The organism is Streptomyces sp. BJ20 (assembly GCF_022869105.1).
In the GTDB taxonomy this organism is placed as follows: Bacteria; Actinomycetota; Actinomycetes; order Streptomycetales; family Streptomycetaceae; genus Streptomyces; species Streptomyces griseoincarnatus.
In genome coordinates this window covers 6947113-6972194 of record NZ_CP094918.1, presented here as the reverse complement: position 1 = coordinate 6972194, position 25082 = coordinate 6947113, and the positions used below count along the sequence as shown (strand labels likewise).

Here is a 25082-nt window from a genome sequence, read left to right as displayed (position 1 = left end):
CCGTGGCGTGCCGGCAGTTGGGCCGGGTCGCCGCACTCGCGGTACCGTCGGGCGACGGTGTCCCGACGCATCCGTCCCGGAGGGGACTTCGTGGGTATCGAGAGCGACCAGGTCGTCTACGAGTATCTGAGCCGCGTCGGCGACGTGGCCCAACAGCGGCAGTTGCCGTCGGCGGCGCGGATGCGGCTGGTCGCGGAGCTGCGTGACGAGATCGACCGGCGCCGTGCCAAGGCCGTGGTGGACTCGCCGGCGGCGGTGCGGCGCATCGTCGCGCGGATGGGGACGCCGACGGAGGTGGTCTCCAAGGCGGAGGGCTCGACGGGCGGTTCCGCGTCGCGACCCGCATCCGGATCCGCGCCGGGCGCGTCGGAGGAGCGGCCGGCGGGTGTTCCCGTGCAGCCGGTGGGCAAGGCGGGCGGGGTGTTCCGGAAGGTCGTTCCCCGGCCTCGGTCGTCCACGCCCGAGCCCGCGGCTCCGCCCGCCGCCCCGGCCGACGTGCCGTCGCCCCCGCACCGGGCCGGTCTCGACGAGGTCGGCGACAGCGGGAGTCAGCCCGACTGGTGGCGGGTGGACAGCAGTCCCTTCGGGGTGGGGGACGAGGTGCCGGGCTTTGTGGGCGGGGTGGAGATCCCCGAGCTTCTGAAGCGGCCGGCGTCGAAGGAGGAGCCGACGGCCGAGACGCCGCCCGCTGCCGAGGCGGTGGAGGCGGCCGAGGAGGTTCCCGCCCCCGGGCGGCGGAGGTTGATGCGGCTGCCGTCCCGGCGGTGGAGCAATCCGCTGCTGCTGATCGCTGCTGCGTCGCTGGTCGTGGGTGCTGTGCTGGGGAACTGGTTCGCGCTGATCCTGGGGTGGCTGATCGCGTACGCCTCGCGCCGGCTGACGCCGGGGGAGGTCAAGGCGGCGGTGGTCGTCCTGCCAGGGCTGTCGCTGATCGGGGGGATGGTCTGGCTGTGGGGGCGCGCGGTGGGGAGATGGGGCGCCCCCATCGCCGAGGGACAGATGAACGTGGCTCTCACGGAGACATGGCCGTGGGTGATCCGCACGGCGGCGGTGACGTCGTCGCTGTTCTTGGTGTGGCGGTCACAGCGGCAACGCTGAGAGGTGTTCCGGAGTGCTGGGGCATCCGCGCATCCGGCGCAGCGGCTGCGCCCTCCAGGGGCGCGGGGAACTGCGCGACCGGCCACAGCCCGCCCGCACCGGCGCTGCGGGGGTGTCGCTGTGCCCACCCGTGCCGCCCTGGGGGCACCTCCCAGGCCCTTGAGGCGCTTGAGGGGCACGGATGCCCGCGGTTGGCGGTGGGGCGCTTTCAGCGGCGGTGACGAAAGCACCCTCAGGGGCGCGGGGAACTGCGCGACCAGCCACGGACCGCCCGCACCCGCCGCTGCGGGGGTGCCGCACGCGTCCTCCTGCCCCCATCGCTCCCGGGGACCTCTCAGCGGCCGTGGCGGCTGCGCCCTCAGGGGCGCGGGGAACTGCGCGACCAGCCACGGACCGCCCGCACCCGCCGCTGCAAAGGCGCCGCGCGCCGGTCGCGATGCTGGTCGGCGGGCCGGACCCGGAGAGGCGTGGCGCACAATGGCGCGCATGGCCAACGTGACCCCGCCCGCCCCGCCCGCCCCGTCCGGCAGGACCGCCGCTCCTACCGTCGGCTTCGATCTCGACATGACGCTCATCGACTCGCGGCCCGGGATCCGGGCCTGTTACGTGGCTCTGGCCGAGCGGACCGGGACCTACGTCGATGCCGATCTCGCCGTCAGCCGGCTGGGGCCTCCGCTGGTGGACGAGCTGGTGAACTGGTTCCCGCCGGAGCGGGTCGAGGAGGTCGCGGAGCTGTACCGGGCGATGTACCCCGAGTACGCGATCACGCCGACGCTCGCCCTGCCCGGAGCGCGGGACGCGATAGCCGCCGTGCGGGCGCGGGGCGGGCGGGCGATCGTGGTGACCGCGAAGTACGAGCCCAACGCCAAGCTGCACCTCGCGCACCTCGGCATCGAGCCGGACGCGGTGATCGGCGACCTGTGGGCCGAGCAGAAGGCGCTGGCGCTGCGCGAGCACGGCGCGTCCGTGTACGTCGGCGACCACACCGGCGACGTGCGCGGGGCGCGCACCGCGGGCGCGGTGTCGGTCGCGGTGGCCACCGGACCGTGCGACGCGGCGGAACTCCGGGAGGCCGGCGCGGACACGGTCCTCACCGATCTGACGGAATTCCCCCGCTGGTTTTCGGACTACTGCTCGGACAACTGACCGGAAACCGCACGAGCGGCCCGGTCCCGCCGTCGCCCCGCGGCGGCGGAACGCAGTACGCCCGCACCGGCGATGACGAATCCGACGCCCATGAGCATGCTCAATCCGAACATGTACGTCGGAAAGGGCGTCGTTCCGAGGAACAGCGGGGCGACCGTGACCAGAGTGGCCACGGCGCCGGCGAAGAAGACGAGAGCGCCGGCACGGACCAGACCGTCACCGGGCTGGGCGGAATTCGCTTGGGTTTTGTCACGCACCGGACCAGGGTAGTTCCCTGCGCGAGGGAACGACGCGGTGACGTCTTGTCACCGGCCCGAAGACCATTAGCCTTGGTACCGGCGGGTCATCGGGCCCGCCCGAGTGCTATCAAGAGCCGTTTTCCATGCAGTTTTCCCGACGAGTACGAGGGCGAGGACAGACGTGCCTACCGGCAAGGTCAAGTGGTTCAACGGGGAGAAGGGCTTCGGCTTTCTCTCCCGTGACGACGGCGGTGACGTCTTCGTGCATTCCTCGGTCCTCCCCGCCGGAGTCGAGGCCCTGAAGCCGGGCCAGCGCGTGGAGTTCGGCGTGGTCGCCGGGCAGCGAGGCGACCAGGCCCTCTCCCTGACCATCCTGGATCCGACCCCGTCGGTCGCGGCCGCCCAGCGCAAGAAGCCCGACGAGCTGGCCTCGATCGTGCAGGACCTCACGACAGTGCTGGAGAACATCACGCCGTCGCTGGAGCGGGGCCGTTACCCGGACCGCGCGGCCGGCAAGAAGATCGCCGGACTGCTCCGCGCGGTCGCCGACCAGCTCGACGTCTAGACCCCCGTCACGGGAGGGACCCCGCACGGGAGGACCCCGGCACGGGCCGGACCCCCGTCACGGGAACCGCAGCGCGTCCGGGCCGAGGGGAGGCACGAGCCCCTCGGCCGCCGCGCGCGTGAGCAGCCCGCGCACGGCCGCGTAGCCGTCGTCGCCGAGGTTGGCGGTGAACTCGTTGACGTACAGCCCGATGTGCTGGTCGGCGACGGCCGGGTCCATCTCCTGGGCGTGCTCCATCACGTACGGGCGGGAGGCCTCCGGGTCGTCCCAGGCCGCCCGCACGGACGCGCGGACCGAGTCCGCGAGCCGGGTCAGCGTCTCCTCGCCGAGCGCGCGCCGCGCGAGGATCGCGCCGAGCGGGATCGGCAGCCCGGTGGTGTTCTCCCAGTGCTCGCCCATGTCCGCGAGCTTGTGCAGCCCGTAGTTCCGGTACGTGAAGCGCGCCTCGTGGATGACGAGACCGGCGTCGACCTTCCCGTCCCGTACGGCGGGCATGATCTCGTGGAACGGCATCACCACGATCTCGCCCACACCTCCGGGGACGACGTCCGCCGCCCAGAGCCGGAACAACAGGTACGCGGTCGACTTCTCGCTCGGCACCGCGACCGTGCGGCCCGTGAGGTCCACGCCCGGCTCCCGGGTCAGCACCAGCGGCCCGCAGCCCCGCCCCAGGGCGCCCCCGCAGGGCAGCAGCGCGTACTCGTCGAGGACGTACGGCAGCACCGCGTACGACACCTTCAGCACGTCCAGCTCGCCGCGCTCGGCCATGCCGTTGGTGATGTCGATGTCGGCGAAGGTGACGTCGAGGGCGGGCGCGCCCGGCACGCGGCCGTGGGCGAGGGCGTCGAAGACGAAGGTGTCGTTCGGGCAGGGCGAGTAGGCGATGCGCAGCCGCTGCTGCTCACTGGTGGTCATGCCGTGTTCCAACTCTCCAGTACGGGCGCGAGCTTCCCGAAGCCCTCGGTGAGGGCGTTCAGGGCGTCGCCGATGCGCCAGGCGGCGCGGTCGCGCGGGCCGACAGGGTTCGAGACCGCCCGTACCTCCAGGACGGGCACGCCCTGCGCGGCGGCGGCCTCGGCGACGCCGAAGCCCTCCATGCCCTCGGCGAGGGCGCGGGGATGGCGGGCGCGCAGGGCGTCCGCGCGGGCGGCGGTGCCGGTCACCGTGGACACGGTGAGGACGGTGCCGGTGCGCGCGCCGGACGCGGCGGCGACCGCCTCGGCGAGGGACGCGGGCGGGTGGTGGGTGACGGTGCCGAAGCCGAGCTCGGTCACCGGCAGGAATCCCTCTGCCGTCTCGGCGCCCAGGTCCGCCGCGGTGATCGCGTCGGCGACGACGAGGGACCCGAGGGGCGCGTGCGGCGCGAAGCCGCCGCCGATCCCCGCGCAGACGACGAGGCCGTAGGGACGGCCCTCCAGGGCGGCGGCGGTCAGTGCGACGGCCGTGGACGCGGCGGCGAGCGCCGGGCCGACCCCGGCGGCGAGCAGGGCGGGTCCGCCGGCGGTCTCGTGCACGACCGCGCCGGGCAGTTCCCGCTCCCGCACCGGCCCCGGGAACGCCTCGGCCACCGCGTCCCGCTCGGCGGGGACCGCGGTGGCCACGAGAACGCGTGCGAGGGACGTGATCAGCCCTCGTCCTTCTTCAGCCGGAAGGACCACAGACCGGTGGCCTCGTTCTCGCCACCCTCCTTGATCGACACCAGGGTCGAGTCGCCCTGGGCGCCGTACTGGGCGTTGAAGAACACGCTGCCCGGGATGGACTGGTAGGTGTTGTTCTTCATGGGATCGACCAGCGGCTGACCGTTCAGCAGGATCGTCCAGCTGTTGTCGGCGATCTCCGGGTCGACGCCGAAGCGGACGGTCTCCAGCGGATCGACCTCGATCTCGTCGATGTCCTTGTCCTGGAGGCACTTGTTGAGAACCTCGGTGGTGAGGGCCTTGCCCTCGCCACCGCAGGTCGCCTCGGAACTCACCGAGTCGCTGCCCACCGTGACGGTGGCCATCGCCGTGGGCTTGTCGCAGGCGGACAGGACGAGCAGTCCGGCGGATACGGCGCCGGCGGCGGCGACGGCGCGGCGGCGTCGCACAGCGGATTGCAACGTGGTCATGGCGGAAGGCTATCGGGCAGGTGTGCACCGTCCGCCACGTGGGGTACGGCGTGGCCCCCGGTTACGCCACTCGCGGGCGTCCCGTGTGCCCCTGACGGGCCGAACGGAGCAGCCCGCGGATCGTCGTCAGCCAGCCCGTGCCGACGATCGCGGCGCCCACCGCGAGCCCCAGACCGCCGATCAGCGGCATCGCGATGCCGATCGCGCCGCCCAGCACCCACGACATCTGGAGCAGCGTCTCCGACCGGGCGAACGCGGACGTCCGCACGTGTTCCGGCACGTCCCGCTGGATCAGCGCGTCCAGCGACAGCTTGGCCAGCGCCTGCGCGAACCCGGCGACCGCCGCGAGACACGCCACCAGCACCGCGCTGAAGAACACCGCCGCCGTGACCGCGGCCCCCAGCACCACCGCCACCACCGTCACGATGATGATCTCCGGTGCGCGGGACCGCAGCCCCGCCCCGACCGCCGTGCCCAGCGCGTTGCCCGCGCCCGCCGCCACGCCGACGATGCCCAGCGACACCGCCGCGCTCTGGCCCGTCATCGGGTGCTCGCGCAGCAGGAACGCCAGGAAGAAGATGAGGAAGCCGGTGAGGCAGCGGATGGAGGCGTTGGCGGCCAGCGCGTGGGTGACCGCAGGGCCGACCGTGCGCAGTCCCGGCTTTTCGACCTTGCGGTGCGGGCCGTGCAGATGCCGCTCGTCGGCGGCGAGCAGCGCCACGGCCTCGCCCTTGGCGGAGTCCACCTTCGCCGGCAGCCGGAACGACAGCAGCATGCCCGTCACGAACAGCACGAACGCCCCGTACAGCGGCCAGCGCGGCCCGATCTGCTGGAGCCCCGCGCCGATCGGCGCGGCGATGCCGGTGGCGAGCAGCCCGCCGAGGGTCACCCGCGAGTTCGCCTTCACCAGGGAGAAGGCGGGCGGCAGCAGTCGCGGCACGACGGCGCTTCTGACCACCCCGTACGCCTTGGACGCCACCAGGACGCCCAGCGCCGCCGGGTACAGCTCCAGGCCGCCGCTGACCACCGCGCCGGTCAGCACCAGCGCGAGCAGCGCACGTGCGAGCATCGCGCCCGCCATGGCGGCCCTGCGGCCGTGCGGCAGCCTGTCCAGCAGCGGGCCGACGACCGGGGCGAGCAGCGTGAACGGCGCCATCGTGATGGCCAGGTAGAGGGCGACGCGCCCGCGCGCCTCGTCGGTGGGGACGGAGAAGAACACGGTGGAGGCCAGCGCCACGGTGATCATCACGTCGCCCGCGCCGTTCACCCCGTGCAGTTCGATCAGCTTGCCGAGGCCGGACTCGCCCGCGCCGTGCGCGTGGGTCGCCTTGCGGATGCCGCGGGCGGTTCCGGTCACGGGGAAGCGAAGTGCCCGGCCGAGCGCACCGAGACGGCCGCCCGCCCGGACCGAGCCGAGGCGCCGGCCGCGTCCCTTCTCCCCCGAGGGCCCACCGGTACCGGTGGCGCCCTGGGGTGTCCTCGCGGTAGCCACGACGTCATAGTGCCCCGAGATGGCGGTACGTAGTGCCGTTACACCGGGGACGGGGCCTCCGGTGCCGCTGTACGGCCGAACGCGCCGGGGTGCGGACGAAGGGTCCGCGGACGTCCGCCGTCGCCCGCCCGCCGCCGCCCGTCGGCGCCCGACAAACCGGCGCGCGCCGTTCCGTAACAACCGTCGGTGTAGGCCCAGCGCACGCGAGCAGGTAGCGTGCGTATCTCAGCCATCCCGCAGAATGGATGGTGGGCGCGCCCGAGCACGATGCGGCGCGGACGTCGACGCGGTCCCCCGGTCCGCTCCGTCCGCCCCCCGCGCTGGGAGTGGCGCACTTGTGAGACGGCGTAGGAGAGAAGCGATACCTGTGAGCGCAGCGACAACGCGAAGCCGCACCCCCGACCGTCTGTGCGCCGAGGCCGTCGACCTCGCCCGCGCCGCAGCCGAGGAGGCCGCCGCGCCCGGGGTCCTGGGCGAGCACGAGGGGATGGTCTCCGAGGGCGACCGCGTCGTCACGCACTTCTTCGGGTGCCGCGAGCTCGGCTACCGCGGCTGGCGCTGGGCCGTCACCGTCGCCCGCGCCTCCCGCGCCAAGATCGTCACGGTGGACGAGGTCGTCCTGCTGCCCGGCCCCGACGCCGTCCTGGCACCCGAGTGGGTGCCGTGGAGCGAGCGGCTGCGCCCCGGCGACATGGGTCCCGGCGACCTGCTGCCCACCGAGGCCGACGACCTGCGCCTGGAGCCCGGTTACACCGGCGCGGAGGAGCCGCCGCCGAACTCGGCGCTCACCGAGGACCTGGCGGACCTCGCGGACGCCGAGGACGCCGAGGTCACCGGCGGCACCCCCGCAGAGCAGACCGTCACCCCGTCCCGCGGCACGATCGCCGCGGTCGCCGAGGAACTGGGCATGCGCCGCGCCCGCGTCCTCTCCCGCTACGGTCTGCACGCCGCGGCCGACCGCTGGGAGGAGGCGTTCGGCCCGAAGACCCCGATGGCGCAGGCGGCCCCCGCCTCCTGCATGTCCTGCGGCTTCCTCGCCCCGATCGGCGGCTCGCTGGGCCAGGCGTTCGGCGTGTGCGCCAACGAGTTCTCCCCGGCCGACGGCCGGGTCGTCTCCCTCGCCTACGGCTGCGGCGGGCACTCGGAGGCCGCGGTCATGCCGAAGCCCCCGCAGCCGGCTCCGCCGGTCATCGACGAGACCCGCGTCGACCCCTTCCCCCTCCGCCCGTCCCCCGACTCCGGCTCGGTCCCGGCCACGGAGGACGCGTCGTCGGCGGATCTGGGGCATTCCTGAGCACACCGGCAGCGTGATGAGGTGGGTGGTGTCGGGGGCCTTCGCCTCCTTCTGCCTGGCCCTGGTGTGGGGTGGGGTCGCCGGGCTGCGCACCGGGTGGATCCATCTGGGAGCGGGCCGGCGTCCTGCGGCCCGTGCCGCATGGGCTGGGCCTCGTGTTCACCGGGAGCGGCCTGCTCTGTCTCACGGGCGTGCTCGCTTTCGTCCCGGTGGGTGACGCGTTGGCGTACCTCCTCACCATCGGCGTCTGCCTGTTCCTGACCGGGACCCTCCTGCTCGGCGTGTCACGCTTTCCGGACCGGGGGTAGCACTCCACCGGCTCCACCGGTGGAGCGAGTTCAGGCGCGTACCGCCTTCATGGCCTCGTCCAGGACGGCGCTCAGTTCGCGCAAGGCTTCCCGAGCGGTCGCCGCGTCCTCGTGTTCCAGGTTGCTCCTGGCGCGGGCGTGACGGGCGGCGAGGTCGGGACGGCGGGCGATCTCGATGTCCCGCGCCCAGGCCAGTACCCAGCTCCGTACCGGGCTGAGGGACCGCCACTCCACGGCCTTGGCGAAGGCGTCGTCCTTCGTCCGTTGCATCTCGGGCAGGCGCTTGGGGGTTACGACGGCGAGGGCGGCCCGCAGGGCGTCGGGGGTCTGCTCGGGATGGGGAACCAGCTCGTGCCCGTGCTCGGACCGAGTGCCCATGAGCGTCCTTCTCCTAGTTCAAGGGGGGTGCACAGAGGCCCGGTCAGGGATCCAGTGGCAGCGGGACCTGCTCCGCAGCCGGTCCCAGGTACGTGTACTCGGTGGCCCGCGCGATGCCGACGGCGTCCAGGCGCTGCCTGAATCGGACCCGGAAGTGGACGTTGTCCCCGAGGCCGGGACGCATGCGGAGCAAGGTTTCGGGTTCCTCGAAGTGGACGTCGTAGGCGGGAGCGTTCTTCGCCGTGCCCGTTTTCACCTTGACCCAGCCGCTCTCCCGCAGTTCCGTGATGCGGCCGGAAATGGTCATCTCCTGGTCGCGGGACCGGGTCTCGCGGAGACGGTGGACGTATCGCCGGCCGCGTTCGCCGAGCCGGGCGCTGCGCACGCCGCCGTCCGCGTCGTACCAGGTCACGTTCAGTTCCAGCGTGTACTTGTCCAGCGCGCGGGCCACGGTGTCCACCGAGTCGAAGAGTCGGGACCACTCTCGGACGTCTTCCTCGGACTCCAGCGCGTCCAGGAGCCTGGTGAAGGTCTGCATGCCGGTGTTGGTGGCGGAGGTGGCGGGAGCGTCCAGGACCGGCTCGTCAGGCCCGTACGCCGCGGCGACGGGGCGGGCGTGGATCACGGTGCTGCCCGCGGAGAGGCCGGTGAGCTCCAGCTGCACTGGGGTCCCCGCCGCGGCGGAGACGGCTTTCTCCACGGGATCGAGGAGAGCGTCACCCCACTGGAAGCGCAGGGCGCCGCCCTCGGTGTCCGGCCCGGTGAGCCGAAGCCGCAACTCTTCGTCGAGGTGCGCGTTCGGCTCGTACTCCCGTGCTGCGGCGAGTCGGCTCGCCCGGTGATCGGCCTCGACCTCGTCGTCGCTGCGATCCTCCGTTCCCATCTCCTCCAGCAGCCGACGAGCGTTCCAGTCGGCGTTCGGATCATCCTCGCGGAGGGCGCGCCAGTGCTCGCGCCAGCTGTCGCCGGTAGTCACAGTCGCACCTCCAGGTATCCACGTGCCGGAATGGCACTGGCCTCGGACGGGGAGCGATCCGCCTGGCCGGGCAGCCGGCAGCGCTGCCACCAGTCGTCCCACACCCCTCTTTGCATGAAGTATGTCCGTTCCTCGGCGGTCATGTGCTCAGGCCGGAAGACGTGGCCGACCGGCTGGTAGCCGACTCTGACCGGCGAGACCCCGTACTTCCGCTTGATGCTGTCGCGGCTCTTGAACGCGTCGGTCAGCCATCTTGAGCCCGGCCTGCCGCGTACCGCCCGCTCGGCCCGGATGTCGATCAGGAGGGTGGCGTCGATGTTGCGAGGGTCGAGTTTCGTACTGATGAAGCTGCCGCCGAGCCACAGCCTGTGGATGAGGGGGAGGCCGTTGAGATCGTCTCGGTATGCCTCCTCCAGGGTGAGGAATCGGTTGAGATAGCGGTGCAGTCCGGCCCATAGATCCCACCGGGTGCTGGAGTCTCTGAACTCCGGAGCACTGACCAGCATGGACTGCGCGGCTTGGAAGGAAACCGAGTAGCGGCCCTGGGGGAGGAACCCGGAGGCGGTGAAGGATGGCAGCACGTGAGTCCTGAGGCAGCGGCGGGCGCGGAAGCGCCCGTGTTCGAGGTTAGAGGCGACCTGGATCTGTTGTACGGCAGTTGCCGCAGTGGGTCTCGGTTTCGGGGGCGCGGAAGGCGTGGTCGCAGCCGTCGCAGTTACGCAGCCGGTGGCGGGGCGGTGGTGGGGGACCGGCCGGGGTGCGGTACGGGGGTGGGGGTGGCAGCTGGGCTGTGAGGCGGTGGGCGAGGAGGGCGGCGGGACGGCGGAGGGGGTCGTCGGGGAGGTCGGTGGTGAGGGCGTGGCGGACGGTGGTGGGGGTGACCTCGCGTTCGAGCCAGGCGATGACGCCGGGGGCGAGGTGTGCGGTGTCGGTGGCGGAGAGGAGGAGGCGGGGGTCGTGGCGGCGCAGGCCGGTGAGGAGGTCGGTGGCCTGCTGGTGGAGGGCGGTGGCGGCGGCCTGGGTGGGCTGAGGGACGGCGGGGAGGGCTTTGCGGGGGCGGGGTTCCGGCCTGTGCGCGGTCCGGGGCGGTGTGGGGCAGCCGGTGTCGGCCGGCTCGCGCCGGTGGCCGGGTTGGTTGCAGGAGATGGTGCGGGTGATGATCCGGCCGGTGGCGGTGCGGACGCGTTCGCGGCGGAGGTAGCCGTGGGTCTCCAGCTCCCGCAGGGCGGCGGCGATGCGCGTGGTGCCTTCCTTGAAGCGGGAGGCGAGGCTCTTGATGTCCGCGGGGGTGCCGGTGGGGAGCGACTGGATGTGGCAGCCGAGGCCGATCGCGAGAAGCGAGAGCTCTTTGTGCTGGGTGAGGTGGTTGCCGATCACCACGAAGCGGGTGGTGTGGCGGGTGTTCTCGTGGATGACGCCGCCGGTGTGGTGGCGCGATCGGGCCGGATTGCCGGTGAGGGCTGACTGGGCGCGCGGGGGCGCGCTAGGGTTTTGGGTACCCATCGGGAAGCCTCATTCTTCCTTGGTGGTCAGGCCCTCGCACCGGGATGCCAGTCCCGGCGGGGGCCGAAGTCTTTTCGGGGTGTGTGCGCTGAGCGTAGAGGCGTCCGGGGCTCGAAAATCCAGTTGAGCGGGTGATGTTCACCCGCCCGAGTGATCGCGCGCCTCGGGCGGGAGGGGTGGGGCTTGGTGGGGTGATTTCCCCCAAGTTCTTGTTTGGTAAGGCGCCGACGGCACCGGAGCATCAAGTCCCGGGTTCCGGTGGCTCAGCGGTGGTCGGGCCGGTCCGATGGGCGTATGCCGCTAGGCGGGCGGCGAAGTCGCGCATCAGGGCGCGGAGTTCGGCCGGGTGGTCGATGACGAACGGGCGATCCAGGGCGGCCAGGACGGACGGCAGCCAGTCCAGGCGTTCCGCGCGCACCTCCACCCGCAGCCACCCCGGCTCGGTTTCCTCCAGGGTGGCGACCGTCGCGGGCAGGTGGGCGCGGAGATGCTCGGGCGTCGCCTGCACGCGCAGGGCCACCTCGTACCGGTACGCGGCCGTCGCGAAGCCCGTCACCACGCGCTCCGCCGGGTCCGGACCCTCAGGCGCCTCGAACGAGCCGGGCAGGGAGCGTGCGCCGGCGATCCTGTCGAGCCGGAACGTACGGTCCTCGTCGCGGTCCGCGTCCCTGCCCGTGACGTACCACCGGCCCCCGTGCACCACGATCCCGTACGGGTGCAGGGTGCGGTCGCCGTGCCGCCCCTCGCGGTCGGCGTAGCGGACCGAGACCGGCCGGTGGTGGTGCACCGCGTCGGCCAGGGTGAGTAGCACTCCCGCGTCCGGGCTCGCGGACTCCCCGGGCCCCTCCGTGAAGGACAGGGACTCCAGCAGGGCATCCAGTCGCCGGGTCAGGTGCCGGGGCAGCACCCGCCGGATCTTCGCCGCCGCCGTCTCGTTCGCCGTGCGCTGCGCCGCCGTCAGCCCCGCCCCACGCCCGGCGACCAGGCCGAGCAGCACCGCCAGCGCCTCCTCGTCGCCGAACATCAGCGGCGGCACCCGGTAGCCCGGTCCCAGCCGGTAGCCGCCGTAGCGTCCGCGTACCGACTCCACCGGTACGTCCAGGTCGATCAACTGGCCCACGTACCGCCGCACGGTGCGTCCGTCCACACCCAGTCGGTCGGCCAGTTCGGCCACCGTGCGGGTGCCGCCCGACTGCAACAGCTCCAGCAGGGTCAGCACACGGGCGGCGGGTCGGGGCACGGGCACCAAGCTAGTGCGGATACCGGGCGGATTCTGTCCGCTATTGCTCCTACGGTCGGCCGAGCACGCCATCCGTACGGCCGAGGAGTCTCCCCATGCAGTTCGCATCCGTCCGTGTCATCACCGCCGACGTGGCCCGCCTCGTCGCCTTCTACGAACGCGTCCTGGGCGTGTCTGCGACCTGGGCCACGGAGCATTTCGCCGAGGTGAGGACCGACGGCGCCACCCTCGCGATCGCCGGCACCGCCACCGTCCGGATGTTCGCCCCCGGCTCCGCCCGCCCGGCGGACAACCACAGCGCGATCGTCGAGTTCGTCGTCGACGACGTGGACCGCGTCCACAAGGAACTGGCCGACGTCCTCACCGACGTCGTCAACGGCCCCGCCACCATGCCGTGGGGCAACCGCTCGCTGCTGTTCCGCGACCCCGACGGCAACCTCCTCAACTTCTTCTCCCGCTGACGGAACGTGTGTGTCCGGTCACTGTCCGGGAGTTGTCCGTAGCCGTCGGGACCGTATCCGCCGTTGGTGCCGGTAGGCGCGTGTGCGTCACGGACGGTTCCGAGGGAGAGGTGCGGGATGACGGCGGTGGAGGCGGAGTCGGGCCGGGTCGAGGGCGAGGCGGACGAGCCGGGCTGGGAGGTCGATCCCGACGACGAGTGGGGCGTCGCGGTCATCACGACCGTGGGCCGCCAGATCAAGCTGCGCCGTGAGGCGGCGGGCCTGCGGGTGCCCGACTTCGGGCGGGCCGTCGGCTACGGCGAGGACATGATCTACAAGATCGAGAGCGGCAAGCGGATTCCGCGCCAGGAGTTCCTGGACCGGGCGGACGAGGTGCTGGAGGCAGGGGGCCTCCTGTCGGCCGCGTGGGAGGACGTCAAGAAGGTCCGCTATCCGAAAAAGGTGCGTGCGCTAGCGAAGCTCGAGGCGCAGGCGGTGGAGATCGGCATCTACGAGAGCCACAGCATCCACGGCTTGTTGCAGACGCCCGAGCATGCGAAAGCCCTGTTCGAGGCCATGCAGCCGCCGTACTCACCGGACGAGGTCGAACGCATGGTTGCGGCGCGCGTCGCCCGGGCGTCGGTCTTCGACCGCTCGCCCGCGCCCGCGCTGAGCTTCGTCCTCGAAGAGGCGGCGCTGAGGCGACCCATCGGCGGCAGAATGGTGCAACGACGGCAGTTGGAGCGGCTGTTGGAGGTGGCGCGCCTGCACAGCGTGATGCTTCAAGTCATGCCGTTGGACTGCGAGTCGCACTCCGGCATGGACGGCAGGATCGAGCTGCTGAAGTTCGCGGACGGGACAGCGGTCGGCCGCTCCGACGGCGCGTTCTGTGGTCGGCCGACAACTGAGCTGAAACACCTACGTGTTCTCGAACTGCGGTATGCAACCATCCGAGCCCAAGCGCTGTCTCCGCGCGAAACGCTGACCTTCATCGGACAACTGCTGGGAGAAACATGAGCAGCGAGCTCAACTGGTTCAAGAGCAGCTACAGCAGCGGCAACGACGGCAACTCCTGCGTCGAACTTGCCCTCACCCCTCGTACCGTCCACGTCCGCGACTCGAAGGACCCCGCCGGCCCTCGGCTGGCCTTCGCCCCGGCTGCGTGGGCGCGTTTCCTGCCGTACGTGTCCGGCGACTGACCGCGCTCCGGTCCGCCCGCTCCAGCAGCAGGCGGACCGGGTCGTCCAGGCCGGGGGCCGCCTTCCAGGTCTGTCGGCTTGGTCAGCACCCGATGGCGTGAACCTGGGTGAGTTCCGACCCTGGGATGGCCGGTCGGCCGGTTGTGTGGATGCCGTATGCATCACCAACCGCCCTGCTCCCCGAACGGAACGGCCATGTCGGCATCGCCGGAACAGGATCTCTACGTCATCGAAGTCGAGCCGGAGGTCCGGGCATGGCTGGAGACTCTTCCGCTCCCGGACTACCGAGCCGCCGAACGGTTCGCGGACCGGCTGGCCACAGAGGGGCCCGCGCTGCCGTTCCCGCTGGCCAGTCACCTCGGTGACGGGCTCAGAGAGCTGCGGATCGGGCCGGTGCGCGTCACCTACTGGTTCGCCCCCGGCCGACGAGCCGTCCTCCTCACCGTCTTCCGTAAGACCAGAATGCGTGAGAGAGACGAAGTGCTGAGAGCCCAGCGAGCGAGGAAACTGTGCGAGGCGGAGCACTCTCCGGCCGGTGAGCACGCCGTCTACGGTAGGGACGAGGAGGCGCGATGAGCAGCGGGTACCACACGAGCTGGAAAGTGCCGTCGGAGCACCGTGAGGACCCGGCGTACCGCGCTGCGGGCCGGCGCATGGACTTCGCCCAGGCCGTGTACGACCGGCGATCCGTCCTCGGCTGGTCCACCGCGGAGCTCGCCCGGCGTGCTGAGCTCTCCGAGGAGGACGTCGAGGCCATCGAGGAGAGCAGTGTCGAGCCCACGCTGGAACTGATCGAACGACTGGCCACGGCACTGGAAGCCGGTGCCCGGATCGACCCTCGCAGCAGTCCCGAGTTCCGGTTCGAGGGATACGCGGCCTGATCCGGCGCTACGACGAACCCCCGAGGCGGCCGGGGGCCGCCTCGGGGGCGCGTGCGGGGGGTTGCGGGGCCCGGTGTCAGAGAGAGACGCCGTTGGCGCGCAGGAACTTCGCCGGGTCGACGGCGGAGCCGTAGTTCGGGGTGGTGCGGATCTCGAAGTGCAGGTGGGGGCCGCTGGAGTTGCCGGTGTTGCCGGACAGGGCGATCTTCTGGCCGGTCTTGACGACCTGGCCGACCTTCACGTTCACGGACGACAGGTGGGCGTACTGGGAGTACGTCTTGTTGCCGTGCTTGATCACGACGGCGTTGCCGTAGGCGGGGCCGTCACCGGCGCCGTTGCCGCCGGCCTTGACGACCGTGCCGCCGTGGGCGGCGACGACCGGGGTGCCGGTCGGGACGGCGTAGTCCTGGCCGGAGTGCTTGGAGGCCCACATGCCGCCGTTCTGGGCGAAGCTCGCGGACAGCTTGTAGCTCTTGACCGGGGAGACCCAGGACGCGGTGGACTTCTTGGCGGCCTCGGTCGCCTTCTTCACCGCGGAGGACTTCACGGCCTGCGTCTTCGCGGCCTCGGCCTGTGCGGCGGCCTGCGCCTGGACCGACGTGGCGGTGCCGGACGCGGCGGAGTTGCCGGAGGCGGCGACCGCGACCCCGGCTCCCAGGACGGCCGTGGAGCCCAGACCGGCTGCCATGACGGCGGCGCGGGTGCGGGTGACGGTCATGCGGGGGAAACGGGACGTGACGCGCTCGAACATCGAAACCTCATGGGGGAGGGGACGGGGGGATGCCATCGGCGGAACGGGGTCCGTGCCGTGATGGCTGTTCCTTGGTAACCGCCCCCGGCCAAATGCCGCAAAGGTGTGACCTACGACGAAACGTCGTACATAGGGCATGAGATGCACGTCTCTTGACGGAGCCCCTCAGAAGGGGCAAAACCGCCATTTCAAGCCGATCGGTCAGGCTAATGCCCTTTATGTCCGATTTGAAATCGGGCATTTCTTCACTATTCCGGGTAGTACACCCGTCGGGCCCTGTGGAGCATGTCACCGAGGGCCTTACGTGAATGTGGCGTGGGTCTCCGTATTCGGCGCCGCAGGGCCGCTGCTCAGGTGCCGAACAGTTCCAGCGACAGCCAGAGGGCGGCCGTGGACACCACGAGCGCGGCCGGGACCGTGGCCAGCCCGAGCAGGGTGAAGCGCGCCAGGCTCACCTCGTGCTCGTGGTGGTGGACGATGCGCCGCCACAGCAGGGTGGCGAGCGAGCCCGCGTAGGTGAGGTTCGGGCCGATGTTCACGCCGAGCAGGACCGCGAGGACCGCGCCGGGGCCGGACGGCGCGGCCATCGGGACCAGGGCGAGCACGGCGGGCAGGTTGTTGATCAGGTTGGCCAGCAGGGCCGCCAGCGCGGCGACCGCCAGCAGGGACAGCAGCCCGGTGCCGTCGGGCAGGACCGCGTCCAGCGCGTCGCCGAGACCCTGGTCCAGCACCGCCCGCACGACCACGCCCAGCGCCAGCACGAACGCCAGGAACGGCAGGTCCACGGCACGCAGCAGCCGGACGACGCTGGTACGGCGGCGCGTCAGGGCCCGTACCGCCATCACGCCCGCCCCGGCCGCCGCCGCCCACGCCGGGTCGATCCCGACGGCGGACGTCACCGCGAACCCGGCGAGCGTCGCCGCCACCGTGACCAGCGCGAACAGCGGCATCTCCACCGGGTCGTCCGCCGTGTCCGGCGCGGTGGGTCCCGCCGCGAGGTCGGCGGCGAAGAAGCGGCGGAAGACGACGTACTCCACGGCGATCGCCGCCAGCCACGGCAGCAGCATCAGCAGCGCGAACCGCGTGAAGGTCAGGCCGGTCGCGGTGAACGCGAGCAGGTTCGTCAGGTTGGACACCGGCAGCAGCAGGGACGCCGTGTTGGACAGGTGCGCGCCCGCGTACACGTGCGGGGCGGGGCGGGCGCCCATGCGGGTCGCGGTGGCGAACACGACCGGCGTCAGCAGCACCACCGTCGCGTCGAGGCTGAGCACCGCCGTGATCAGCGACGCCAGCGCGAACACCGCGCCCAGCAGCCGGCGCGGGCGGTGGCGCGACCAGCGGGCCATCCAGGTGCCGCACGCGTGGAAGAGGCCCTCCTCGTCGCACAGCTTGGCCAGCACCAGGACGGCGGCGAGGAATCCGATCACCGGGCCGAGCCGCTCCGCCTCCTCCCACACGGCGTCCGTGGTGATCGCGCCCGTCGCGACCACCACCCCGGCGGCGGGCACCGCGAACGCCGCCTCCGGCCAGCGGAAGGGACGGACGACGGCACACACCAGCACCACGGCCAGCGCGGCGACGGACAGCGACTCGAGCAGCACAGTGCTGATCATCCACTCGACGGGCGGCCTCCCGGACACCGCGTCCCCGGGGTGTCGCGGAGCGGTACCTTCGACCTCACGCAGATCAGGGCCCGATGAGGAGAGTCAACGTGAGCAAGTTCGTGCGGCCCGCCGCCGAGGGTGCCGACCCGTTCGGTACGGCGCGTCTGCGGCGCGGGGTCCTGGACGCCTGGGCCACCAGTCCCGCCCGGTTCCGCGAGGACGCCAACGCCGAGGAGGACCTCGTCCTCGGCGGCTACCGGGACCGGCTCGTCGTCGAGCTGGCGCAGAACGCCGCCGACGCCGCCGCCCGGGCCGGCGTGCCCGGCCGCCTCCGGCTCACCCTCCGCGACGGCGTCCTCGTCGCCGCGAACACCGGCGCCCCGCTGGACGCGGCCGGTGTCGAGTCGCTGTCCACGCTGCGCGCCTCCGCCAAGCGGGACGCCCCCGACCGGGCCGTGGGACGGTTCGGCGTCGGCTTCGCCGCCGTGCTCGCCGTCACCGACGAGCCCGCCGTCGTCGGCCGGCACGGCGGGGTGCGCTGGTCGCTCGCCGAGGCGCGGGACCTCGCGCGGGACACCGCCCGGCACAGCCCCGGCCTCGGCGACGAGATCCGCCGCCGCGACGGGCACGTACCGCTGCTGCGGCTCCCCTTTGCCGCCGAGGGCACCGCCCCCGACCCGTACGACACGGCCGTCATCCTGCCCCTGCGCGACACCGCCGCCGCCGACCTCGCCGAGCGGCTGCTGCACGCCGTCGACGACGCGCTGCTGCTCGCCCTGCCCGGTCTTGAGGAGGTCGTCGTCGAGACCGGCGACGACGCGCCCCGCACGCTGAGCCGGAGCACCGACGGCGACCTGACCGTGGTGACCGACTCCCGCGACGGCGTCACCCGCTGGCGCACCGCCGCCGCGCACGGCGCCCTCACCCCCGAGCTGCTCGCCGACCGGCCCGTCGAGGAGCGGCTGCGCCCGCACTGGTCGGTCACCTGGGCCGTCCCCGTCGGCCCCGACGGCGCACCCGCCCGGCCGCGTACCGCCCCCGTCGTGCACGCGCCCACCCCCAGCGACGAGCCGCTCGGCGTCCCCGCCCTGCTCATCGCCTCCCTGCCGCTGGACTCCACCCGCCGGCACGCCGCTCCCGGCGCCCTCACCGACTTCCTCGTGCAGCGCGCCGCCGACGCCTACGCCGGACTCCTCGCCGACTGGCGCCCGGTGACCGCCGGCGCCATCGATCTCGTGCCCGGTCCGCTCGGCAAGGGCGAGCTGGACGGCGCCCTGCGCGCGGCGATCCTGGAGCGGCTGCCGCGTACCGCCTTCCTGCCGCCCGCCGCCGTGCCCGTCGCCGACGACGACTCCGAGCTGCCCGAGGCGCTGCGCCCGCGCGACGCCGAGATCGTCGAGGGCGCGGGCGCCGACACCGTACGGGTGCTGGCGGAGGTGCTGCCCACGCTGCTGCCCGCCGGTCTGGAACGGCGCGCCGAGCTGCGCGGTCTCGGGGTCGCGCGGGTGCCGCTGACCGACGCGGTCGACCGGCTCGCCGGCCTGGAGAAGTCCCCCGACTGGTGGCGGCGGCTCTACGACAGCCTCGCCGGCGTCGACCCCGACCGGCTCACCGGACTCCCGGTGCCGCTGGCCGACCGCAGGACGACCATCGGCCCCCGGCAGGTGCTGCTGCCCACCCCGGACGCCACCCTCGACGCCGAGCTGCTGGCCCGGCTCGGCCTGAAGGTCGCCCACCCGGACGCCGCGCACCCGCTGCTGGAGAAGCTGGGCGCGCTGCCCGCGACCCCCCGCGCCGTGCTCACCACGCCGCAGGTGCGGGCCGCCGTCGCCGCGTCCCTCGACGACGAGGGCGGGGTGAACTGGGAGGAGGACGTCCTCGACGCCGACGAACTCGCCGAGGCCGTCCTGACGCTGGCACGGGACGCGGGCCTGGAACCCGGCGACGAGCCCTGGCTGGGCGCGCTCGCCCTGCCCGACGAGGACGGCGAACTCTCCCCGGCCTGCGAACTCGTCTTCCCCGGCGGCCCCTTCGCACGGGTCATGCGGGAGGGCGAGCTGGCCGCCGTGGACGCGGACCTCGCCGGGAAGTGGGGCGAGCAGCCGCTGGCCGCGTGCGGGGTGCTGGTCGACTTCGCGCTGGTGCGGGCCACCGACGTCGTCCTCGACCCGGACGAGCTGGAGCCGCGCGAGAGCGACTACGCGGAGCCGGACGACCCGGGGCTGCTGGACGCCGTCGACGTGTGGGCCGAGGACATCCTCGACCGCTTCCCCGACGCCCCTGTCCCGCCCGTCGCCACCGAGATCGTCGCCGTACGCGATCTGGACCTGGTGGACGACGACCGCTGGCCGCAGGCGCTCGCCCTGCTCTCCCGGCCCCCGCTGCGGGACGCGCTGGTGGAACCGGTGCGGATCCTGCTCCACGACGGCACCCACGAGACCGTACGGCCCTACTCGGCTTGGTGGTTGCGAGGCCACCCCGTGCTCGGCGGGCGCCGCCCGGCCGGACTGCGCGCGGCGGGCGGCGACCCGCTGCTGCGCGGCCTGTACGACGAGGCCGACGCGACCGGCTTCGACGACGAGCAGGTGCTGCGGGCGCTCGGCGTGCGCACGTCGGTCGCGGCGCTGCTCGACGAGCCGGGCGGGGCGGCCGAACTGCTGGAACGCCTCGCCGACCCGGACCGGCCGGTCACGGCGGCGCAGCTGCACGGGCTGTACGGGGCGCTGGCGGAGCTGGACCCCGAGCAGGTGACCCTGCCGGACGAGCTGCGCGCGGTCGTCGACGGGCGGGTGGAGGTGGTGGACGCCTCCGAGGCGGTGGTCGTCGACTCGCCGGACCTGCTGCCGTTCACCTCCGGGGTACCGCTGCTCCCGGTCCGCCCGGCCCGGGCCGCCGAACTCGCGGAACTGTTCCAGGTGCGCCGCCTCAGCGAGTCCGTCACCGGCCGGGTGGACTCCGAGGGCACGGAGCACGAGGTGCCGGAGCCGGTACGGGTCCTGCTGGGCCCGCGGACCCCGGAGTCCTACGTCGAGCACGACGAACTCGTCGTGGACGGCGTGGAGATCGACTGGCGCCTCACCGACGACGGGGTGCTGCACGCGGCGACCCTGGAGGGCGTCGCCGCGGGCCTCGCCTGGGCGGCGGGGCAGTGGCCGCGGCGGTTCGAGGTGGCGGCGCTGCTGGAGGACCCGTCGCGGACGGAGGAACTGGCCAGGGACCGCTGGTTCGACTGACCCACCCGGGGCTCCGCCCCGGACCCCGCTCCTCAAGCGCCGGAGGGGCTACTTGTAGCCCGTCCGGCGCTTGAGGACGAGGCCCGCCAGGGCCGACAAGGGGGGGTGCGGGGGCGCAGCCCCAGGAGCGGGAGCGCGTCACGGCTCCGTGGGCGTCGCCCCCGACCCCTCGTACTCCAACTGCTCCAGCTCCCGCGCGAGCGTCTCCGCGTCGTACGGGCCCGTGTGCCGGCGGTTGCCGATGAAGAACGTCGGGGCGCCCTGGACGCCGCTCGCCTCCGCGCTGCGGGCGTCGCGGCGGACCCGTTCGGCCACCCGGTCGGACTCGAGGTCCTTGAGGAACTTCTCCATGTCGAGGCCCAGGTCGATGGCGTAGACGACGGTGTCCTCGTACTCCATCTCGTCCTGGTGCTGGTAGAGCAGGTCGTGCATGTCCCAGAAGCGGCCCTGGGCGTCCGCGGCGACCGCCGCCCGCGCGGCCAGCTCGGCGTGCGGGTGGACGTCGGGGAGCGGGAGGTGCCGGAAGACGTAGCGGAACCGGTCGCCGAAGCGGTTGCGCAGCTCCTTGGTGACGCCGGTGGCGCGGGCGCAGAAGGGGCACTCGAAGTCGCCGTACTCCACCAGCGTCAGCGGCGCGTCGACCGGGCCGAGGATGTGGTCCGTCTCCGGGTCGACCAGCCGGTCCAGGTAGCGGGGCAGGTCCGCGTCCGTCTTGCCGCCGAACATCGTGGAGAGCCGGAACGCCAGCCAGCCCGTAAGGGTGGCGATCACCGCCGCGAGCAGCACGCCGACGGTCGCCCGGGCGAGCAGTTCCGGTTCGCCCTCGAAGGCGAGCCCGGCGATCAGCAAGGAGACGGTGAACCCGATGCCGGCCAGGGCCGCGCCGCCCAGCACATGGCCCTGTCCCACCCCGCCGGGCAGCTCGCCCAGCCCGAAGCGGGTGCCGAGCCGCGCGCCGCCCCAGATGCCGATGAACTTGCCGCCGACGAGACCTACCACCACGGCCCAGGTGAGCGCCGAGCCCAACGCGTCGGTGAGGACGCCGTCGCGCAGGTCGACGCCGGCGTTGGCCAGGGCGAACAGCGGGACGACGACATAGCTGGACCAGGGGTGCAGATACATCTGGAGGCGCTCGTTGACCGAGACGGCCTGCTGGAGGCCCATGCGTGCGGTCTTCCCCACGTCCGCGCGGGGCGACTGACGGAAGGCCCGGAACAGCCGCGCCGCCTGTTCGACGCCCTCGCGGGACGGTTCGCGCGCGGGGACGAGCAGGCCTCCGAGCATGCCCGCGATCGACGCGTGCAGCCCGGCGTTCAGCGTCAGGTACCACATCACCAGCACGATCAGCACGTACGGGACGGCCCGCCACACGTCGAACCGGGACAGCGACGACAGGACCGCGCCCAGCACCAGCGCGGCGATCAGTTCCGGCAGCCGGATCGTCCCGGAGTAGACGACACCGATGACGGTGACCGCGACGAAGTCGTCGATGACGGTGATGGCCAGCAGGAAGATCCGCAGCTGGGTGACGAAGCGGGGGCCGACCACGGCGAGCGCGCCCAGCAGGAACGCCGTGTCGGTGCCGATGACGATGCCCCAGCCGCTCGCGGCCTCCGAACCGGGCGCGATCAGCAGGTAGAACAGCACCGGCACGAGCATGCCGCCGACGCCCGCGATTCCCGGGATCATGATCCGGCGGCGGTCGTCCAGCGAGCCGACGGACAGCTCGTAGCGGACTTCCAGCCCGATGACGAAGAAGAACAGCGCCATCAGCCCGTCGTTGACCCAGTGCCCCAGGTCCATCGCCAGTTCCGTGTCGCCCACCGCGACGGACGCCTCGGTGTGCCACAGCGAGAAGTACGACTCGGACCAGGGCGAGTTCGCCCAGGCCAGGGCGACCACCACCGCCAGCAGCATCAGCCCGGAGCTGCCCGCCTCGGTCGCCATGAACCTGCGCACCGGCGCGGCCAGCTGAGCCGCGAGCTCACCCCTGCTCGACCGCGACTGCGACTCGTCCGACTTCTTCCGGGGCAGCGGCTTCATGAGGTCTTCCGTCTCCGATCACCTGCGGCGGCAGACTCCCATGGTCACCCACATATCGGGCATAACGCCCGATCGACCCGTTCAGACGGGGAACCTGCGGTCCACCCAGCGCCAGAGGAACTCCAAAATCACCGCCGTGACCGCCGCGATGCCGACCGCCAGCCACGGCATCGTCATGCCGACCAGGCGCAGGGCGAAGAAGTCCTGGAGCCAGGGGACCGCCAGGACCAGGAGGAAGGCGCCGGCCATGGTGGCGACCAGGGCGATGCGCCACCAGGTGTACGGGCGGGCGATGATCGCCAGGACCCAGATGGAGATCAGGAACAGCGTCAGCGTCGCCGCACTGGTCTCCGCGCCCAGCGCGCCCGCGCCGCTGTAGTGACTGCGGGCCAGGAGGTACGTGGCGAAGGTGGCCAGTGCCGCCAGCACCCCGCCCGGGACCGCGTACCGCATGACCCGGCGGACGAAGTTCGGTTTCGCCCGCTCCTTGTTGGGGGCGAGGGCGAGGAAGAAGGCGGGGACGCCGATGGTCAGCGTGGACAGCAGGGTCAGATGGCGCGGCAGGAACGGGTACTCCACCTGCGTCACCACCACCAGCACCGCCAGCAGCACCGAGTACACCGTCTTCACCAGGAACAGCGTGGCGACCCGCGTGATGTTGCCGATCACCCGCCGGCCCTCGGCCACCACCGACGGCAGCGTGGCGAAGCTGTTGTTCAGCAGCACGATCTGCGCGACCGCCCGGGTGGCCTCCGAGCCGGAGCCCATCGCCACGCCGATGTCCGCGTCCTTCAGCGCCAGCACGTCGTTCACGCCGTCACCGGTCATCGCGACCGTGTGGCCCTTCGCCTGGAGCGCGCCCACCATGGTCCGCTTCTGCTGGGGCGTGACCCGCCCGAACACCGTGCCGGCCTCCAGCTCGTCGGCCATGGCCCGCGGCTCGGCGGGCAGTCGGCGCGCGTCCACCGTCGTGCCGGACAGGCCGAGCTTGCCGGCGACCGCCCCGACCGACACCGCGTTGTCGCCGGAGATCACCTTCGCGCTGACGTCCTGCTCCTCGAAGTAGCGCAGGGTGTCGGCGGCGTCGGGCCGCAGCCGCTGCTCCAGCACCACCAGCGCCACCGCCCGCACGCCGTCCACGGCGGCCGGGTCGGCCAGGTCGTCGGCGTTCACCCCGTCGAGGGCGCGCGCCAGCAGCAGCACCCGCAGGCCCTCGCGGTTCATCCGCTCTGTCTCGGCCAGCGCCGGGTCGTCGTGGGGGAGGAGCACGTCCGGGGCGCCCAGCAGCCAGGTGACGAGCCGGCCGTCGCCCTCGTCGAGGGTCGCGCCGCTGTACTTGCGGGCGGAGGAGAAGGGCAGCGTGTCGGCGAGCCGCCACTCGGTGGTGTCCGGATACGCCTCGATGATCGCCTTCAGGGAGGCGTTCGGCCGCGGGTCCGCCGAACCCAGCTCGCCCAGCACCTTCCGTACGTACGTCTCGTCGGCGTCACCCAGCACCCGCAGATCGGTGACGTCCATACCGCCCTCGGTGAGCGTGCCGGTCTTGTCCAGGCAGACCGTGTCCACCCGGGCCAGACCCTCGATCGCGGGCAACTCCTGCACCAGGCACTGCCGGCGGCCCAGCCGGATCACGCCGATCGCGAAGGCGACCGAGGTGAGCAGGACCAGCCCCTCGGGCACCATCGGCACGATCCCGCCGACCGTGCGGGCGATCGAGTTCTTCAGCTCGTTGTCCTTGACCACCAGCTGGCTGATGACCAGGCCGATCGCGGTCGGCACCATCATCCACGTGACGTACTTGAGGATCGTGGAGATGCCGCTGCGCAGCTCGGAGTGGACCAGGGTGAAGCGGGACGCCTCCTCGGCGAGCTGCGCCGCGTAGGCCTCGCGGCCCACCCGGGTCGCCTGGAAGGAGCCGCCGCCCGCGACGACGAAGCTGCCGGACATCACCTGGTCGCCGGGCTGCTTCACCACCGGGTCGGCCTCACCGGTGAGCAGCGACTCGTCGATCTCCAGGCCGTCCGCCTCGACGACCGCCCCGTCGACGACGACCTTGTCCCCCGGTCCGATCTCGATGAGGTCGTCCAGCACGATCTCGGAGGTGCCGATCTCGGCGGCCACCCCGTCCCGGCGCACCGTGGGCCGCACCTCGCCGATCAGCGCGAGCGAGTCGAGCGTCTTCTTCGCCCGCCACTCCTGGATGATCCCGATGCCGGTGTTGGCGAGGATGACGTAGCCGAACAGGCTGTCCTGGAACGGCGCGACGACGAGCATGATCACCCAGAGCACGCCGATGATCGCGTTGAACCGGGTGAAGACGTTCGCGCGGACGATCTCCGTGATCGACCGGCTGCTGCGCACGGGTATGTCGTTGACCTGTCCGCGCGCCACCCGCTCGGCCACTTCCGCCGAGGTCAGACCGGTCGCCGGTGACGTGGCCGTGGCGGGCCGGACGGCATCGGTCCGGTCGTCCGCATCGAGATGCGTCATGCAGTCGACAGTACGTGCGGATCCGGTGCTTCACCCGATGGAGCGGGGAAGTTCCGACCAGGGGAGGACGCGCCGTCCCACCGGGGTCCTACCGC

At 72.5% G+C, this 25082-nt stretch carries 25 protein-coding genes; 11 read left to right on the top strand and 14 right to left on the bottom strand.

Going from position 1 to position 25082, the window contains the following annotated elements:
- Nucleotides 1-90 precede the first annotated feature (90 nt).
- Together MTR79_RS31305 and MTR79_RS31300 are read left to right on the top strand one after the other, a co-directional pair.
- Complete coding sequence (locus MTR79_RS31305; protein ID WP_244792651.1) at nt 91-1098, top strand: hypothetical protein; 1008 nt, start codon at nt 91-93, stop codon at nt 1096-1098.
- Between the two features lie 486 nt (nt 1099-1584).
- Entirely contained in the window at nt 1585-2244 is a 660-nt protein-coding gene (locus tag MTR79_RS31300; protein ID WP_189366855.1) for a haloacid dehalogenase-like hydrolase, read from the top strand.
- On the opposite strand, the gene MTR79_RS31295 is transcribed toward MTR79_RS31300, so the two are convergent.
- The gene (locus MTR79_RS31295) at nt 2226-2501 is read right to left on the bottom strand and encodes a hypothetical protein (RefSeq protein ID WP_086705019.1); all 276 of its coding nucleotides are present in this window, start codon (nt 2499-2501) and stop codon (nt 2226-2228) included. The two genes, MTR79_RS31300 and MTR79_RS31295, sit on opposite strands and share 19 nt — an antisense overlap.
- A 163-nt stretch (nt 2502-2664) precedes the next feature.
- On the opposite strand from MTR79_RS31295, the gene MTR79_RS33660 reads away from it, so the two are divergent.
- On the top strand, nt 2665-3048 hold the full coding sequence (locus tag MTR79_RS33660) for a cold-shock protein (protein ID WP_048460072.1): 384 nt from the start codon (nt 2665-2667) through the stop codon (nt 3046-3048).
- Between the two features lie 57 nt (nt 3049-3105).
- Here the strand turns inward: MTR79_RS33660 and MTR79_RS31285 are convergent, their stop codons facing one another.
- The 4 genes from MTR79_RS31285 to MTR79_RS31270 all read right to left on the bottom strand — a co-directional run bounded on the left by MTR79_RS31285 (nt 3106) and on the right by MTR79_RS31270 (nt 6647).
- Nucleotides 3106-3963: a 1,4-dihydroxy-6-naphthoate synthase gene (locus MTR79_RS31285; RefSeq protein WP_244792649.1), complete on the bottom strand. Its 858-nt coding sequence runs from the start codon at nt 3961-3963 to the stop codon at nt 3106-3108.
- A complete protein-coding gene (locus MTR79_RS31280; RefSeq protein ID WP_244792647.1) occupies nt 3960-4649 on the bottom strand; it encodes a futalosine hydrolase in 690 nt (229 codons plus the stop codon). The genes MTR79_RS31285 and MTR79_RS31280 overlap by 4 nt, the downstream gene beginning before the upstream one ends.
- A gap of 23 nt (nt 4650-4672) precedes the next feature.
- Complete coding sequence (locus tag MTR79_RS31275) at nt 4673-5134, bottom strand: DUF2771 domain-containing protein (protein WP_086705021.1); 462 nt, start codon at nt 5132-5134, stop codon at nt 4673-4675.
- A gap of 82 nt (nt 5135-5216) precedes the next feature.
- Nucleotides 5217-6647: an MFS transporter gene (locus MTR79_RS31270; protein WP_086705022.1), complete on the bottom strand. Its 1431-nt coding sequence runs from the start codon at nt 6645-6647 to the stop codon at nt 5217-5219.
- Between the two features lie 367 nt (nt 6648-7014).
- On the opposite strand from MTR79_RS31270, the gene MTR79_RS31265 reads away from it, so the two are divergent.
- Both MTR79_RS31265 and MTR79_RS31260 read left to right on the top strand, forming a co-directional pair.
- Nucleotides 7015-7941, top strand: coding sequence for a DUF3027 domain-containing protein (locus tag MTR79_RS31265; protein WP_086705023.1), 927 nt, complete (start codon nt 7015-7017; stop codon nt 7939-7941).
- A 155-nt stretch (nt 7942-8096) separates the two neighbouring features.
- Nucleotides 8097-8249 (top strand): hypothetical protein, encoded by a 153-nt coding sequence (locus MTR79_RS31260; RefSeq protein WP_244792645.1) that lies wholly within the window; start codon nt 8097-8099, stop codon nt 8247-8249.
- Nucleotides 8250-8279: 30 nt separating this feature from the next.
- Here MTR79_RS31260 and MTR79_RS31255 read toward each other — a convergent pair whose 3' ends face one another.
- From MTR79_RS31255 to MTR79_RS31235, 5 genes are all read right to left on the bottom strand, one after another.
- Nucleotides 8280-8627 carry a hypothetical protein gene (locus MTR79_RS31255; RefSeq protein ID WP_086705025.1) on the bottom strand — a complete coding sequence of 116 codons (348 nt, stop codon included), beginning with the start codon at nt 8625-8627 and terminating at the stop codon, nt 8280-8282.
- Between the two features lie 43 nt (nt 8628-8670).
- On the bottom strand, nt 8671-9603 hold the full coding sequence (locus tag MTR79_RS31250) for a hypothetical protein (protein WP_086705026.1): 933 nt from the start codon (nt 9601-9603) through the stop codon (nt 8671-8673).
- Nucleotides 9600-10184 carry a hypothetical protein gene (locus MTR79_RS31245; protein WP_086705027.1) on the bottom strand — a complete coding sequence of 195 codons (585 nt, stop codon included), beginning with the start codon at nt 10182-10184 and terminating at the stop codon, nt 9600-9602. Before MTR79_RS31245 ends, MTR79_RS31250 begins: the two co-directional genes overlap by 4 nt.
- A 46-nt stretch (nt 10185-10230) precedes the next feature.
- Nucleotides 10231-11106: a helix-turn-helix domain-containing protein gene (locus tag MTR79_RS31240; protein ID WP_244792643.1), complete on the bottom strand. Its 876-nt coding sequence runs from the start codon at nt 11104-11106 to the stop codon at nt 10231-10233.
- 241 nt (nt 11107-11347) lie between these two features.
- Entirely contained in the window at nt 11348-12346 is a 999-nt protein-coding gene (locus MTR79_RS31235) for a YafY family protein (protein WP_086699609.1), read from the bottom strand.
- 95 nt (nt 12347-12441) lie between these two features.
- Between MTR79_RS31235 and MTR79_RS31230 the strand changes: the two genes are divergently transcribed.
- The 5 genes from MTR79_RS31230 to MTR79_RS31210 all read left to right on the top strand — a co-directional run bounded on the left by MTR79_RS31230 (nt 12442) and on the right by MTR79_RS31210 (nt 14866).
- On the top strand, nt 12442-12807 hold the full coding sequence (locus tag MTR79_RS31230; RefSeq protein WP_086699601.1) for a VOC family protein: 366 nt from the start codon (nt 12442-12444) through the stop codon (nt 12805-12807).
- Nucleotides 12808-12924: 117 nt separating this feature from the next.
- Nucleotides 12925-13803 carry a helix-turn-helix transcriptional regulator gene (locus MTR79_RS31225; protein ID WP_093768703.1) on the top strand — a complete coding sequence of 293 codons (879 nt, stop codon included), beginning with the start codon at nt 12925-12927 and terminating at the stop codon, nt 13801-13803.
- Nucleotides 13800-13985, top strand: a complete 186-nt coding sequence (locus tag MTR79_RS31220; protein ID WP_086699604.1) for a DUF397 domain-containing protein — start codon at nt 13800-13802, stop codon at nt 13983-13985. The genes MTR79_RS31225 and MTR79_RS31220 overlap by 4 nt, the downstream gene beginning before the upstream one ends.
- Nucleotides 13986-14180: 195 nt before the next feature.
- Nucleotides 14181-14561: a type II toxin-antitoxin system RelE/ParE family toxin gene (locus MTR79_RS31215; RefSeq protein WP_128126835.1), complete on the top strand. Its 381-nt coding sequence runs from the start codon at nt 14181-14183 to the stop codon at nt 14559-14561.
- Nucleotides 14558-14866, top strand: a complete 309-nt coding sequence (locus MTR79_RS31210) for an XRE family transcriptional regulator (protein WP_143636928.1) — start codon at nt 14558-14560, stop codon at nt 14864-14866. The genes MTR79_RS31215 and MTR79_RS31210 overlap by 4 nt, the downstream gene beginning before the upstream one ends.
- A gap of 76 nt (nt 14867-14942) precedes the next feature.
- Here MTR79_RS31210 and MTR79_RS31205 read toward each other — a convergent pair whose 3' ends face one another.
- Together MTR79_RS31205 and MTR79_RS31200 are read right to left on the bottom strand one after the other, a co-directional pair.
- The gene (locus tag MTR79_RS31205) at nt 14943-15617 is read right to left on the bottom strand and encodes a M23 family metallopeptidase (protein WP_244792641.1); all 675 of its coding nucleotides are present in this window, start codon (nt 15615-15617) and stop codon (nt 14943-14945) included.
- A 350-nt stretch (nt 15618-15967) separates the two neighbouring features.
- Nucleotides 15968-17230: an SLC13 family permease gene (locus MTR79_RS31200; RefSeq protein ID WP_244792639.1), complete on the bottom strand. Its 1263-nt coding sequence runs from the start codon at nt 17228-17230 to the stop codon at nt 15968-15970.
- A 98-nt stretch (nt 17231-17328) separates the two neighbouring features.
- Here MTR79_RS31200 and MTR79_RS31195 point away from each other — a divergent pair, with 98 nt between their 5' ends.
- The gene (locus MTR79_RS31195; protein ID WP_244792637.1) at nt 17329-20454 is read left to right on the top strand and encodes a molecular chaperone Hsp90; all 3126 of its coding nucleotides are present in this window, start codon (nt 17329-17331) and stop codon (nt 20452-20454) included.
- 138 nt (nt 20455-20592) lie between these two features.
- Here the strand turns inward: MTR79_RS31195 and nhaA are convergent, their stop codons facing one another.
- Both nhaA and MTR79_RS31185 read right to left on the bottom strand, forming a co-directional pair.
- Nucleotides 20593-22497: a Na+/H+ antiporter NhaA gene (nhaA, locus tag MTR79_RS31190; protein ID WP_244792635.1), complete on the bottom strand. Its 1905-nt coding sequence runs from the start codon at nt 22495-22497 to the stop codon at nt 20593-20595.
- Nucleotides 22498-22578: 81 nt separating this feature from the next.
- The gene (locus MTR79_RS31185) at nt 22579-24987 is read right to left on the bottom strand and encodes a cation-translocating P-type ATPase (protein ID WP_244792633.1); all 2409 of its coding nucleotides are present in this window, start codon (nt 24985-24987) and stop codon (nt 22579-22581) included.
- Nucleotides 24988-25082: the final 95 nt, after the last annotated feature.